We start from the raw sequence: 13,624 nt of genomic DNA, 5'->3' as shown, positions 1-13,624 counted from the left end.
CCTCAGGCACCCGCCGCCATCATACGCTTCCCTGCGCAATTCACTGTATATTTAACCAGCCGCAATCCTTTTTCAGAAAACGTTTAGATGACCTACATTCCGGGGAAGGTCACGCTGTTGCCCGGCGCTTCGCGATGCAGATGGATAAAGTTCAAATGACGCTCGTACTGGTCAAGAATATCGGTAATGACCTGCTCTTTGCTGTAGTCCATCAGGTCGTTGCCCTGACTCCCTTCCAGCAGGAAGGTCTCCAGACGATAGTAGGTCGACTTCCCGCTGCGCGCCCGGTAGGTAAAGCCGGGAATGGAGTACTGCTGCGGCCAGATCTGATAAACAAAGTTCTGCTCGTCGCCCATATGCACCAGCAGGTCAAGATGGCCCAGGCTGTCTCCCTCTTCCGGCGGCAGGCTTTTCAGCTCGACGTAAGCGCCGCGCAGCTTCAGCTCCTGCGCCACCTCTTCCATCGCCGGGAAGCACACCGTCTCCATCATCTGGCGGGTATAGCGCGTGCCGGGATAGTTCATCAGCCGCGACAGGCGCTTCTTCCAGCTCAGGCGATCCTGCACGCCGAGCGGTCGCGGGGCGGTGTCGCGGTTGGCGCTCTCGCGGCGATAATCCTCAACCTTCAGCGACTTGTACAATCCCGCCATCACGAAGAAGATCACGAAGCTAAACGGCAGCCCCATAATCACCGTCGCGTTCTGCAGGGCGGAAATGCCGTTAGTCATCAGCATCCCGAGGGTCAGCAGGCCGATAACCACCGACCAGAAGATCCGCAGCCAGTTTGGCGCATCGCTGTTGATATCCTTCAGCTTCGAGGTGAAGTTACCCAGCACCAGCGCCCCGGAATCCGCGGAGGTCACATAGAACAGCAGGCCGGTAATCGTTGCCACCGAAGCGCTAAAGGTAAACGCGGGATACTGCGCCAGCAGGTTATAGAAGCCGCGCTCCGGGTGGGCGACCGCCTCGGCGGCGAAGGCCGCATTGCCGTGGATGATTTCATACAGCGCGCTATTGCCGAAAACCGACAGCCACAGCAGGGTAAAGGTGAACGGGATAATCAGCGTTCCTACCACAAACTGACGAATGGTGCGTCCACGTGAAATACGCGCCAGGAACAGACCGACAAACGGCGACCACGCCACCCACCACGCCCAGAAGAACAGGGTCCAGTTGTTCATCCACTCTACCGGACGATCGAAGGCGAAGCTGTTCAGGGTCATGCCCATAAAACGATTCACATAGTCGCCAACGTTGAGCACCAGCGCGTTGAGCAGAAACTCGGTGTCGCCCATAAACAGGACAAACAGGATCAGCCCGAGGGCCAGCACAACGTTAAGCTCGGAAAGAATACGAATGCCTTTATCCACCCCGGAGGTCACGGAGATGGTGGCGATAATGACCGACAGCACGATCAGCGCCGCTTTCGCGCCCAGCGAGTCCGGAATATCAAACAGCACGTTGAGGCCGTAGTTTAGCTGCACCACGCCAATCCCGAGCGTAGTGGCAATACCAAAAATGGTGCCGATAACGGCGGCGATATCCACGCTGTGGCCGATTGGGCCATTAATCTTTTTGCCGAAGATCGGATAGAGCGCGGAGCGGATGGTCAGGGGTAAATTATAACGATAGCTAAAGTATCCCAGCGCCATCCCCATCAGGGCATACATCGACCAGCCGGTCAACCCGTAGTGAAACAGCGTCCACACCATCGCCTGGCGCGCCGCCTCCATGGTCTGCCCCGCCCCTTCCGGCGGCTGCATATACTGGGTCACCGGTTCGGCGACGGAGAAAAACATCAGGTCGATACCGATACCGGCGGCGAACAGCATTGCCGCCCAGCTGAGCACGCTAAACTCCGGCTTCGAATGTTCCGGCCCGAGCTTCACCGAACCGAAACGCGAGCAGGCGATGCACACAACAAACACGATATAGAGCGTCGCGGCGAGCAAATAGTACCAGCCAAAGGTGCGGGAAACCCAGTTCAGGGTACGGCCAATCCAGGCCGCGGAAAAATCGCTGAAGAAGAGAGTCATCAGGGAAAACAACAAAATCAGTCCGGCGGAAGTGTAAAAAACCACCGGATTGATTTTGTCCTTTTCTCTGCTCGGCGAAAGGTCTGTCATCCATTCTCCTTACTGTTTTTGCAACTATTAGAACCAAAATCGGCAACAATTAAGACACATTTTATATTGAACGTCCAATCAAAAACCGCTTTAATAGATAAACAAAGCTGATGAATGGAGTCTGAGAAATGCCCAAACTGGGGATGCAACCGATACGGCAGCGGCAGCTGATTGACGCCACCCTGGCCGCCATCAATGAAGTGGGAATGCACGATGCCACCGTCGCGCAGATCGCCCGGAGGGCTGGCGTATCAACCGGCATCATCAGCCACTATTTCAAGGATAAGAACGGCCTGCTGGAAGCGACGATGCGCGATATCACCGGCCAGCTGCGCCAGGCGGTGTTGGGCCGTCTGCACGCCCTGCCCGGCGCCGGCCCGCAGGAACGCCTGCGCGCCATCGTGGCGGGAAACTTCGACGACAGCCAGATAAGCAGCGCGGCAATGAAGGCCTGGCTCGCCTTTTGGGCCAGCAGCATGCATCAGCCGATGCTCTATCGCCTGCAGCAGGTCAGCAGCCGGCGACTGCTGTCGAATATCGTCTATGAGTTTCAGCGCGCCCTGCCGCGCGAAGAGGCGCAGGAGGCCGGATACGGTCTCGCCGCGCTGATCGACGGGCTGTGGCTACGCGCGGCGCTGAGCGGTAAACCGCTGGATAAAGCCCGCGCCGAAACGCTCGCCGAGCACTTCATCAGCCAATATCTGCCACCGACTTCTCACTAATGGAGGACCCATGTCCCGAATGGCCGAACAGCAGCTTTACATCGACGGTGGTTATGTTTCCGCCACCAGCGGTAAAACCTTCGAGACGATTAACCCCGCCAGCGGGGAAGTGCTGGCGACCGTCCAGGCCGCCGGCCGCGAAGACGTCGACCGGGCGGTAAAGAGCGCCCAAAAAGGGCAAAAAATCTGGGCGGCGATGAGCGCCATGGAACGTTCGCGCATTCTGCGTAAAGCGGTCGATATTCTGCGCGATCGCAACGATGAACTGGCGCGTCTGGAGACTCTCGATACCGGCAAACCGCTGAGCGAAACCGCCGCCGTCGATATCGTCACCGGCGCCGATGTGCTGGAGTACTACGCGGGCCTGATCCCGGCGCTGGAAGGGAGCCAGATCCCGCTGCGCGATAGTTCATTCGTCTACACCCGCCGGGAACCGCTGGGCGTCGTCGCCGGGATCGGCGCCTGGAACTACCCGATCCAGATCGCCTTGTGGAAATCAGCCCCGGCGCTGGCGGCCGGTAACGCGATGATCTTTAAGCCGAGTGAAGTCACCCCGCTCACCGCCCTGAAGCTGGCGGAAATTTACCGCGAGGCGGGACTGCCGGCGGGAGTATTTAACGTGCTGCCGGGCATCGGCGCCGAAACCGGCCAGTATCTTACCGAGCACCCGGACATCGCCAAAATCTCCTTTACCGGCGGCGTCGCCAGCGGCAAAAAAGTGATGGCCAACTCCGCCGCCTCCTCGCTGAAGGAAGTCACCATGGAGCTGGGCGGTAAATCGCCGCTGATCGTCTGCGAAGACGCCAACCTCGACCTCGCCGCCGACATCGCGATGATGGCTAACTTCTATAGCTCAGGACAGGTCTGCACCAACGGCACCCGGGTATTCGTTCCGGCGCGCCTGAAGGCGGCGTTTGAAGAGAAAATCCTCGCTCGCGTGGCGCGTATCCGCCCCGGCGATCCGTTTGCTGAAAGCACCAACTTCGGGCCGCTGGTGAGCTTCCCGCACCGCGATAACGTGCTGCGCTACATCGCGATCGGCAAGCAAGAAGGCGCGCGCCTGCTCTGCGGCGGCGAGGTGCTGAAAGGCGAAGGCTTCGACCGCGGCGCGTGGGTCGCCCCGACGGTGTTTACCGACTGCGATGACCAGATGACCATCGTCCGCGAAGAGATCTTCGGCCCGGTGATGTCGATTCTGAGCTACGACGATGAGGAAGAAGCGGTTCGCCGCGCCAACGCCACCGAATACGGCCTCGCCGCCGGCGTCGTCACGCCGGATTTAAACCGCGCCCATCGCCTGATTCATCGGCTGGAGGCCGGGATCTGCTGGATCAACACCTGGGGCGAATCCCCGGCGGAGATGCCGGTCGGCGGCTACAAGCACTCCGGGATTGGCCGCGAAAACGGCGTGCAGACGCTGCACAGCTACACCCAGATAAAATCCATCCAGGTTGAGATGGGTCAGTTTCAATCCATATTTTAACCAGGAGGTCATTTTTGCAGTTTGACTACATTATTATTGGTGCCGGTTCCGCCGGCAACGTACTGGCTACACGACTGACGGAAGATCCCCAGACCACCGTCCTGCTGCTGGAAGCGGGCGGCCCGGATTACCGTTTCGACTTCCGCACCCAGATGCCCGCCGCGCTGGCCTTTCCTCTACAGGGTCGGCGCTATAACTGGGCCTACGAGACCGAGCCTGAACCGCATATGAACAATCGCCGCATGGAGTGCGGACGCGGTAAGGGCCTCGGCGGGTCCTCGTTAATCAACGGCATGTGCTATATCCGCGGCAACGCTATGGATCTCGATAACTGGGCCTCGGCGCCGGGGCTTGAGCACTGGAGCTACCTCGACTGCCTGCCCTACTACCGCAAAGCGGAAACCCGCGATATTGGCGCCAACGACTACCACGGCGGCAACGGCCCGGTCAGCGTCACCACGCCAAAGCAGGGCAACAATCCGCTGTTCCACGCGATGATTGAAGCCGGCGTACAGGCCGGCTACCCGCGCACCGACGATCTTAACGGCTACCAGCAGGAAGGGTTTGGCCCCATGGATCGTACCGTGACGCCGCAGGGACGCCGCGCCAGTACCGCGCGCGGCTATCTCGACCAGGCGCGCGCGCGACCCAATCTGACCATTCGCACCCATGCGCTGACCGATCGCATTATTTTTGCCGGCAAACGCGCCGTCGGCGTCGAGTGGCTGGAGGGCGACAGCACGGCGCCGTCAAACGCCACCGCCAGTAAAGAAGTGCTGCTCTGCGCGGGCGCCATCGCTTCGCCGCAAATCCTGCAGCGCTCCGGCGTCGGCAGCCCGGAACTGTTGCGCCAGTTCGATATTCCGCTGGTTCACGCCCTGCCCGGCGTCGGCGAGAACCTGCAGGATCATCTGGAGATGTATCTGCAGTACGAATGTAAAGAGCCTGTGTCGCTCTACCCGGCGCTGCAGTGGTGGAACCAGCCGAAAATCGGCGCCGAATGGCTGTTCGGCGGGACCGGCATCGGCGCCAGCAACCAGTTTGAAGCGGGCGGATTTATTCGCAGCCGGGAAGCCTTTGCGTGGCCGAATATTCAGTACCACTTCCTGCCGGTCGCGATTAACTACAACGGCTCAAACGCGGTGAAAGAGCACGGATTCCAGTGCCACGTCGGCTCCATGCGCTCCCCAAGCCGCGGCCACGTGCGTCTGAAGTCGCGCGACCCGCACGAACATCCGGCGATTCTGTTTAACTATATGTCCAGCGAACAGGACTGGCAGGAGTTCCGCGACGCGATTCGCATTACCCGCGAAATCATGCATCAGCCGGCGCTGGATAACTATCGCGGCCGGGAGATCAGTCCGGGGGCGGAGTGCCGGAGCGATGCCGAGCTGGATGAGTTTGTGCGCAATCATGCGGAAACCGCCTTCCATCCGTGCGGCACCTGTAAAATGGGCTACGACGAGATGGCGGTGGTGGATGGCGAAGGTCGGGTTCACGGGCTGGAAGGCCTGCGCGTGGTCGACGCCTCGATTATGCCGCAGATTATTACCGGCAACCTTAACGCGACCACCATCATGATTGGCGAAAAAATGGCTGACGCCATTCGCGGCCGTCAGCCGCTGCCGAAGAGCACCGCGGCGTATTACGTGGCGAACGGCGCGCCGGTTCGCCGGTAAAAGTAAGCACCCTAACCCTCTCCCTGCGGGAGAGGGTTAGGGTGAGGAAAAACTAGCGAAAATCTTCCAGCCGCTTTAGCTGCCGTCCATCAGCATCAAAGTTCTCCGGCGCCAGCCACGCCCGCAGCGCCGCGTCGCGCGCGGGCCATTCGCTATCGATAATCGACAGCATATCGCTATCGCGGGTTCGTCCTTTGCGCACCATCCTCTGACGAAGACGCCCCTCCCAGGTAAACCCCAGCCGGTCGGCGGCGCGGCGGGAGGCGAGATTCATCGAATCGCACTTCCACTCCAGCCGACGATAGCCGTGAGCAAAACCATTTTGCAGCAGCAGCCACACCGCCTCGGTCCCGAGCGGCGTATTTTTCATCGCCCGCGACCAGGTGACGTGCCCTATCTCCACCGTGCCCATCGCCCGCTCAATCGCCATATAGCTGACCAGCCCGACGGCCCGCTCGGCGCGCAAATCGATGACCGCATACGGCACCAGCCCGTCGTCCATAACCTTACCGGTGATCCAGTTCGCCGTTGACTCCACGCTCTGTGGGCAGGTGCTGGCAAGCCAGGTCCAGTCGCTGTCGTCGCCGAGGGCATAGGCGGCAAACAGATCCGCCGCGTGCCGCTCGGTATCCAGCGGCTCCAGCCGGCAAAAACGGCCATTTAACGCCGTGCGGCGCAGAAGTCCCGCGCCCTGCCACCCTGGCACGCGATCGTTGACCTGCTGACCAAATTCATTAATTTCCGGCACGCTTATCTCTCCCGTAGTGTTATCAAATTGTTATATCAAGAAAGGCGAATGGCCGGAAGATGCCCGGTACGATCGATCGTCATAACCCCTTGGTCTTGCTTATGCTTTTTAAGCATAAACTTAGCCGATCTTTGACTTTACGCCCGTAATTAAGCGGCCTAACGTAGCGAAACATCAATAATCACAATAACTTTTTTCAGGGATCGCATATGACTAAAAAACTGCTGCCGCTGCTGGTGCTCGCCGCGTTATCCGCCGCCGTTCACGCCGCCACGCCGCCGGGGACCCTGGTGGTCGCGCAGGGCCTCGACGATATCGTCAGCCTCGACCCGGCGGAAGCCAACGAGCTCTCCAGCATCCAGACGGTACCGAGCCTTTATCAGCGCCTGGTGCAGCCGGACCGCGATAACCCTGAAAAAATCACCCCGATCCTGGCCGAAAGCTGGCAGGCCGATCCGGCGGCGAAAACCCTGACCATCAAGCTAAAGCCCGACGCCAAATTCGCCTCCGGTAACCCGCTGCGCCCGGAAGATGTCATTTACTCGTACACCCGCGCGGTCATCCTGAACAAATCGCCGGCGTTTATTCTTAACGTCCTCGGCTGGCAGCCGGATAACATCGCCAGCCAGCTGAAGAAGGTAGACGACCATACCCTGGAGCTCCGCTGGACCGCCGACGTCAGCCCGGCGGTGGCGCTGAATATTCTCTCAACGCCGATCGCCTCTATCGTCGATGAGAAACAGGTCGCCCCGAACGCCAAAGATAGCGACTTCGGTAACGGCTGGCTGAAAATGCACTCGGCGGGCAGCGGCGCGTATAAAATGCGGGTCTATCAGCCGCATCAGGCCATCGTGCTGGAGGCCAACAGCAGCGCACCCGGCGGCGCGCCGAAGCTGAAAAGCATCATTATTAAGAACGTTCCGGACCCGGCCTCACGTCGTCTTCTCATCCAGCAGGGTGATGCCGACGTGGCGCGCGATCTCGGCGCCGACCAGATTGCGGCTCTGCAGGGTAAACCGGGCGTCAAGGTCCTCAGCATCCCTTCCGCTGAGCAGAACTATCTGGTCTTTAATACCGGCAACAGCGCCAACCCGCTGCTGAAAAACCCGGCCTTCTGGGAAGCGGCGCGCTGGCTGGTAGATTACAACGGCATCACGAAAGATTTGCTGAAGGGGCAATATTTCGTCCATCAGAGCTTCCTGCCGGTCGGCCTGCCGGGCGCGCTGGACAATAACCCATTTACATTCAACCCGCAAAAAGCCAAAGATATCCTCGCTAAAGCGGGCATCAAAGAGGCGCATTTCACCCTCGACGTCGAAAACAAGCCGCCGTTTATCACCATCGCCCAGTCGATGCAGGCGAGCTTCGCCCAGGGCGGCGTGAAGGTGGATTTGCTGCCGGCCGCGGGTAGTCAGGTCTATGCTCGCGTGCGCGCCAAACAGCATCAGGCGGCGATTCGGCTGTGGATCCCTGACTATTTCGATGCCCACTCTAACGCCAGCGCCTTTGCGTACAACGACGGTAAATCCAGTACCGTCGCCGGGCTAAACGGCTGGCAGATCCCGGAGCTGAATAAAGCGACCCTGGCGGCAGTCGCCGAGCCGGACGCAGCGAAGCGCCTGGATCTGTATAAAAACATGCAGGAGGCGCTGCAGCGCAGTTCGCCTTACGTGTTTATCGATCAGGGTAAAACCCAGATTGTGGTTCGCGATAACGTGAAGGGTTATCAGCAGGGTCTCAATGCCGATATGGTCTGGTATGACCGGGTAACCAAATAACGCCTGGGGCAGGTACGATCGGGTAGCCCGGACAGGCGCAACGCGCCGCCTCCGGGAACGCAGGCCCCGATACCTTATGTTTTCCCGGTGGCGCTGCGCTGACCGGGCTACAACAACAGATCGCGCCAGCTGATAACACTGTACTTTTTACCAACGGAATAACCATGTCTGCTGTGTTACCCCCCCGAGCAGAGCGGCGCGCAAAACGCCCCCTGCTCGCGCTGTTTCAGGGACTGCTGACGCTGGCCCTGACGCTGCTCGGCCTGCTGCTGGTGACCTTTGCGCTCTCGGCGCTGTCGCCGGTTGATCGGGTGCTGCAAATCGTCGGCGACCACGCCAGTCAGTCCACCTATGATCAGGTACGTCACCAGCTCGGCCTCGACCAGCCGTTGCCGCTGCAGTTCTGGCGCTATCTGGTGAATCTCGTCCACGGCGATCTCGGTATCGCCAGCTCAACCGGCCAGCCGGTGCTGCACGACCTGCTTGCCGCGTTCCCGGCCACCCTCGAACTGGCCACGCTGGCGTTGATTATCGGCGCGCTGTCGGGCGTTATCGCAGGCGTTCTCTGCGCCCGCTACGTCGGCTCGCCGTGGGATCTGGCGATGCGCACCTTTACGCTGCTCGGCAACTCGGTGCCGATCTTCTGGCTCGGTCTGCTGATGCTGGCGCTGTTTTACGCCAAACTGCAGTGGACGCCGGGGCCGGGGCGGCTGGACGATATCTATCAGTACACCGTCGAACCGCGCACCGGCTTTGCGCTCATTGATACCTGGCTCTCGGGTGATAAAGAGGCGGTTAAAAACGCCGCCGGGCACCTGCTGCTGCCGGTGCTGCTGCTGGCCTATTATTCTCTGGCGAGCATCACTCGCCTGACCCGTTCCGCCTGCCTGAGCGAAATGAACAAAGAGTACATCCTGCTGGCGCGCGCCAAAGGGGCCGGTGAGATGACGATTCTACTGCGTCACGTCCTGCCCAATATCCGCGGCACCCTGCTGACGGTGACCGCCCTCGCCTGGACCGCCATGCTGGAAGGCGCGGTGCTGACCGAAACCGTCTTCTCCTGGCCGGGAATTGGCCGCTATCTGACTACCGCGCTCTTTGCCGGCGATACCACGGCTATCATGGGCGGTACGCTGCTGATCGGCGCGAGCTTTGTGCTGATTAATCACCTCACCGACCTGCTGGTGCGGCTGACCGACCCGAGGATACGCTGATGCCGGGCTATCTGTTTTTACGCCGCCTGCGCCGCTCTCCCGCCGCCTTTTGCGGCCTGATCATCATTACGTTACTCCTGCTGATTGCGCTCTTTGCGCCCTGGCTGGCTCCGCTCGACCCGAACTGGCAGGACGCCGCCGCGCGGCTGCAGGGTCCGGGCCCGCGGCACTGGCTCGGCACCGACAGCTACGGCCGCGATCTTCTCTCAAGGCTGATTTTCGGCGCCCGTCCGGCGCTGGGGCTGGTCGCGCTGGTGACGGCGATTACGCTCCCCGCCGGTCTGCTGGTGGGGATCCTGTCCGGCTATTACGGCGGCTGGCTGGAACGCGTGCTGATGCGTTTTACCGACGTGGTAATGTCGATGCCGCGGCTGATTCTGGCCTTCGCGTTTGTCGCGATGCTCGGCCCGGGCCTGGTGAACGGCGCCCTGGCGCTGGCGCTGACGACCTGGCCCGCTTACGCCCGTCAGGCGCGCAGCGAAATTCAGCGCTTGCGCCATAGCGACTATCTGGCGGCGGCGGAGATGATGGGCATTCGCGGCCGGCGTCTGCTGATAGGTCATATTCTGCCGCTCTGTCTGCCCTCGGCCATCGTCCGGCTGGCGCTGGATTTAGCCGGGATTATTCTCGCCGCTGCCGGTCTTGGCTTCCTCGGCCTCGGCGCCCGCCCGCCAATGGCGGAATGGGGCGCGATGATCGCCGACGGCATGCAGGTCATTTTCGACCAGTGGTGGATCGCCGCCGCCCCTGGCGCCGTTATCCTGATCGCCAGCCTGGCGTTTAACCTGCTGGGCGATGGCCTGCGCGACGTTCTGGAGCCGCAACATGACTGATACTCGCCTGATCGTTCAGGGTCTGACCATCGACTATCCCACCGCCAGAGTGGTGGACCATTTAAGCTTCACGCTCGGCAACGAGCGGCTGGCGCTGGTCGGCGAATCCGGCTCCGGTAAATCCATGACCGCCCGCGCCCTGATGGGGCTGGTCCGCCGGCCCGGCGTCGTCAGCGCCGAGGCGCTCAACGTGCTGGGGCGCGACGCATTAACCCTTCGCGAACGCGGCTGGCGCGAGCTACGCGGCAACGATATAGCGATGGTGCTGCAGGACCCGCGCTACGCGCTCAATCCGGTAAAAAGCATTCAGGCGCAGCTGGAAGAGGCATTAACTCTGCATCAGCGCCTTAGCCGCCGCGCGCGGCTGGAGGCAGTCAAAGCCGCCATTGCCGCCGTCGGTCTGGATTTACCGGTGCTCAACCGTTATCCAGGCGAACTCTCCGGGGGGATGGGCCAGCGGGTGATGATTGCCCTTGCGCTGCTCAATAATCCGCAGGTGCTGATCGCCGATGAGCCCACTTCAGCCCTCGATGCCCGGCTGCGCAATCAGATCCTCGAACTGCTGGTAGAGCAGAGCGAACAGCGGCGGATGGCGATGCTGTTGATTAGCCACGACCTGCCGCTGGTGGCCGAGCACTGCCAGCGGGTGCTGGTCCTGTATCAAGGGGAAAAGGTCGATGAGATGGCGGCGCGAGATCTGCCGACGGCGACGCATCCCTACACCCGTACGCTCTGGACCTGTCGCCCGGCCGCGCAAACTTACGGTCAGATGCTGCCGACCCTCGACCGAACCCTGAACTTGACGGAGGCGGCGCATGGCGGTCGTTAATCTCAAGGATTTACAGGTTATTTTTGGCGAAAAAACCGCGGTGTCCGCCGCCAGCTTTGCCGTTGACGCGGGAGAAACGTTCAGCCTGATCGGCGCATCCGGCTGCGGAAAATCAACGATTCTCCGGGTATTAGCCGGGCTGCAGCGGGACTGGCGCGGCCGCGTTGAACTGTTCGATAAGGCCATTACGCCGGGCCTGCGTTTTCAGGGCGAGCTGCGGCGCAACGTACAGATGGTGTTTCAGGACCCGTACGCCTCGCTGCATCCCAATCATACGCTATGGCGCAAGCTGGCGGAGCCGCTGAAAATTCACGCTATCGGCGAGATCGAACATCGGGTGTCCACCGCCCTGCAAGAGGTGGGGCTGCCTGCCGACGCCGCGCGCCGCTATCCGCACCAGCTTTCCGGCGGCCAGCGCCAGCGGGTGGCGATTGCTCGCGCGCTGCTGCTGCGGCCAAAGATTCTGCTGCTGGATGAGCCAACGTCGGCGCTGGATATGTCGGTGCAGGCGGAAATACTGAATCTGCTCAATCGGCTAAAGCAGGAGCACGGAATGACCTATCTGCTGGTCAGCCACGATGCCGATGTGATTGCCCATATGTCGGACCGCGCGGCGTTTATGGCGGAGGGCGTGATTCAGCGCTTCTTTGACCGCGAAGCGCTGGTGAACGGCGAACATCGGATAGGCTGAAAACCCGCCCCCGCTCGCGCTACGCTTAGCGGGGCTACGGGTTCGCCGCCATCTGCGAGAAGGTCGCCCGGGTAAGGCATATACGCCGCGACCCGGGAAATCATCCCCTTATTTCGCCAGGCTCGCGAAGCGGGCGAATACCGCATCAAAAATCGCCAGCCCTTTTGCCACCTGTTCGGCGCTGATGGTGCACGGCGGCACCACGTGAATGCGGTTCTCCACCACAAACGCCAGCAGGCCGGCTTCGGTTAACGCGCCTTTAATGGCCGCCATATCGGCAGCGGTCAGAGGAGTTTTCCGCTCGCGGCTGCTGACCAGCTCCAGCGCCTGGAACAGACCGCGGCCGCGTACGTTGCCGATAATCGCGTGCTTCTCCGCCAGCGCTTCCAGCCCCGGACGCAGCACTTCGTTGCCGATGGTCGCCGCGTTCTCCACCACCTTCTCTTCCTTCATCGCGTCAATGGTGGCGACAATCGCCGCCATCGCCAGCGGATGGCCGGAATAGGTCAGCCCCCCGGCAAAGAAATGGTCATCAAAGTAGCGGGCGATTGGCTCGCTAATCAGCACGCCGCCGGCCGGGACGTAGCCGGCGTTAACCCCTTTGGCGAAAGTCACCAGATCCGGCACCACGCCATCCTGCTCGAAGGCGAACCAGCTCCCGGTACGACCAAAACCGGCCATCACTTCATCGAGGATCAGCACAATGCCAAACTCGTCGGCCAGCGCCCGCACGCCCTGCATATAGCCCTCCGGCGGGACAAGAATCCCGGCGGTGCCAGGAATCGACTCCAGCAGAATCGCGGCTATCGCGTTCGGGCCTTCGCACTCGATCATCCGCCGCAGATGGGCCAGCGCGCGCTGGCACTCCTCCTCTTCCGTCGTGGCGTTAAATTCGCTGCGGTAGAGATAGGGATTAAAGAAGTGCACGTGACCGCGTGAATACTCATTCGGCACGCGGCGCCAGTCGCCGGTGGCGGCAATCGCGCTGCCGGTATTGCCGTGATAGGAGCGATAGGCGGAGAACACTTTATCGCGCCCGGTATAGAGCCGCGCCATACGGATGGCGTTCTCGTTGGCGTCGGCGCCGGCGTTGGTGAAGAACACTTTGCTAAAGCCTTCCGGCACCAGCTCGACAATCCGCTTCGCCGCTTCGCCGCGGGCGAGGTTGGCGGTGGCGGGCGCGATGGTCACCAGCTCTTCCAGCTGGGCTTTCATCGCCGCCAGCACGCGAGGATGCTGATAGCCAATGTTGACGTTGACCAGCTGGCTGCTGAAATCCAGGTAAGTATTGCCTTCGTAATCCCACAGCTCGCAGCCTTTTGCCCCGGCGATCACCAGCGGATGTAAATTGCCCTGCATCGACCATGAATGAAACACATAAGCGCGATCCAGCTGCCGAACTTCATCATTGCTTATCGCTACCTCGTTCTGTAGTGCCAGCTTCATACCCTGCCCTCTCTCATGTCGTTGTTGTTGGCCTCATCATTGGCCGTGCGGGGGAGAAACGGATAGAGCCAGTCA

The 13,624-nt window shown here is 61.0% G+C and carries 11 protein-coding genes; 8 read left to right on the top strand and 3 right to left on the bottom strand.

From position 1 onward, the window contains the following. Nucleotides 1-92 precede the first annotated feature (92 nt). Nucleotides 93-2,126 (bottom strand): choline BCCT transporter BetT, encoded by a 2,034-nt coding sequence (betT, locus tag MKleb_RS07250; protein WP_025107047.1) that lies wholly within the window; start codon nucleotides 2,124-2,126, stop codon nucleotides 93-95. A gap of 128 nt (nucleotides 2,127-2,254) precedes the next feature. Between betT and betI the strand changes: the two genes are divergently transcribed. The 3 genes from betI to betA are packed head-to-tail and all read left to right on the top strand — an operon-like array spanning nucleotide 2,255 to nucleotide 6,010. After that, nucleotides 2,255-2,848 carry a transcriptional regulator BetI gene (gene betI / locus MKleb_RS07245; protein ID WP_025107048.1) on the top strand — a complete coding sequence of 198 codons (594 nt, stop codon included), beginning with the start codon at nucleotides 2,255-2,257 and terminating at the stop codon, nucleotides 2,846-2,848. A gap of 10 nt (nucleotides 2,849-2,858) precedes the next feature. Next, complete coding sequence (gene betB / locus MKleb_RS07240; protein ID WP_025107049.1) at nucleotides 2,859-4,331, top strand: betaine-aldehyde dehydrogenase; 1,473 nt, start codon at nucleotides 2,859-2,861, stop codon at nucleotides 4,329-4,331. Nucleotides 4,332-4,345: 14 nt separating this feature from the next. Then, nucleotides 4,346-6,010 (top strand): choline dehydrogenase, encoded by a 1,665-nt coding sequence (gene betA, locus MKleb_RS07235; RefSeq protein ID WP_025107050.1) that lies wholly within the window; start codon nucleotides 4,346-4,348, stop codon nucleotides 6,008-6,010. 52 nt (nucleotides 6,011-6,062) lie between these two features. On the opposite strand, the gene MKleb_RS07230 is transcribed toward betA, so the two are convergent. Further along, nucleotides 6,063-6,758 (bottom strand): GNAT family N-acetyltransferase, encoded by a 696-nt coding sequence (locus tag MKleb_RS07230; RefSeq protein ID WP_014228336.1) that lies wholly within the window; start codon nucleotides 6,756-6,758, stop codon nucleotides 6,063-6,065. 209 nt (nucleotides 6,759-6,967) lie between these two features. On the opposite strand from MKleb_RS07230, the gene MKleb_RS07225 reads away from it, so the two are divergent. The 5 genes from MKleb_RS07225 to MKleb_RS07205 all read left to right on the top strand — a co-directional run bounded on the left by MKleb_RS07225 (nucleotide 6,968) and on the right by MKleb_RS07205 (nucleotide 12,103). Further along, nucleotides 6,968-8,536, top strand: a complete 1,569-nt coding sequence (locus tag MKleb_RS07225; protein WP_025107051.1) for an ABC transporter substrate-binding protein — start codon at nucleotides 6,968-6,970, stop codon at nucleotides 8,534-8,536. A 164-nt stretch (nucleotides 8,537-8,700) separates the two neighbouring features. Continuing rightward, a complete protein-coding gene (locus tag MKleb_RS07220) occupies nucleotides 8,701-9,750 on the top strand; it encodes an ABC transporter permease (RefSeq protein ID WP_025107052.1) in 1,050 nt (349 codons plus the stop codon). Next, the gene (locus MKleb_RS07215; RefSeq protein ID WP_025107053.1) at nucleotides 9,750-10,583 is read left to right on the top strand and encodes an ABC transporter permease; all 834 of its coding nucleotides are present in this window, start codon (nucleotides 9,750-9,752) and stop codon (nucleotides 10,581-10,583) included. Before MKleb_RS07220 ends, MKleb_RS07215 begins: the two co-directional genes overlap by 1 nt. Further along, entirely contained in the window at nucleotides 10,576-11,412 is an 837-nt protein-coding gene (locus MKleb_RS07210) for an ABC transporter ATP-binding protein (protein WP_025107054.1), read from the top strand. The genes MKleb_RS07215 and MKleb_RS07210 overlap by 8 nt, the downstream gene beginning before the upstream one ends. Next, nucleotides 11,399-12,103, top strand: coding sequence for an ABC transporter ATP-binding protein (locus MKleb_RS07205; protein ID WP_217076547.1), 705 nt, complete (start codon nucleotides 11,399-11,401; stop codon nucleotides 12,101-12,103). The genes MKleb_RS07210 and MKleb_RS07205 overlap by 14 nt, the downstream gene beginning before the upstream one ends. A 108-nt stretch (nucleotides 12,104-12,211) precedes the next feature. Here the strand turns inward: MKleb_RS07205 and MKleb_RS07200 are convergent, their stop codons facing one another. Continuing rightward, nucleotides 12,212-13,549: an aspartate aminotransferase family protein gene (locus MKleb_RS07200; protein ID WP_025107056.1), complete on the bottom strand. Its 1,338-nt coding sequence runs from the start codon at nucleotides 13,547-13,549 to the stop codon at nucleotides 12,212-12,214. Between the last annotated feature and the right edge of the window lie 75 nt (nucleotides 13,550-13,624).

The sequence above is a fragment of the Klebsiella sp. PL-2018 genome (assembly GCF_019048985.1).
GTDB lineage: Bacteria > Pseudomonadota > Gammaproteobacteria > Enterobacterales > Enterobacteriaceae > Klebsiella > Klebsiella michiganensis.
This window is presented reverse-complemented; position numbering and strand designations above follow the sequence as displayed.

Bases quoted from the DNA above. Each gene is read 5' to 3' on its own strand.
- MKleb_RS07225 (WP_025107051.1), top strand. From the start codon at position 6,968: ATGACTAAAAAACTGCTGCCGCTGCTGGTGCTCGCCGCGTTATCCGCC.
- betT (WP_025107047.1), bottom strand. From the start codon at position 2,126: ATGACAGACCTTTCGCCGAGCAGAGAAAAGGACAAAATCAATCCGGTG.
- MKleb_RS07205 (WP_217076547.1), top strand. From the start codon at position 11,399: ATGGCGGTCGTTAATCTCAAGGATTTACAGGTTATTTTTGGCGAAAAA.
- betB (WP_025107049.1), top strand. From the start codon at position 2,859: ATGTCCCGAATGGCCGAACAGCAGCTTTACATCGACGGTGGTTATGTT.
- MKleb_RS07220 (WP_025107052.1), top strand. From the start codon at position 8,701: ATGTCTGCTGTGTTACCCCCCCGAGCAGAGCGGCGCGCAAAACGCCCC.
- MKleb_RS07210 (WP_025107054.1), top strand. From the start codon at position 10,576: ATGACTGATACTCGCCTGATCGTTCAGGGTCTGACCATCGACTATCCC.
- betI (WP_025107048.1), top strand. From the start codon at position 2,255: ATGCCCAAACTGGGGATGCAACCGATACGGCAGCGGCAGCTGATTGAC.
- MKleb_RS07215 (WP_025107053.1), top strand. From the start codon at position 9,750: ATGCCGGGCTATCTGTTTTTACGCCGCCTGCGCCGCTCTCCCGCCGCC.
- MKleb_RS07200 (WP_025107056.1), bottom strand. From the start codon at position 13,549: ATGAAGCTGGCACTACAGAACGAGGTAGCGATAAGCAATGATGAAGTT.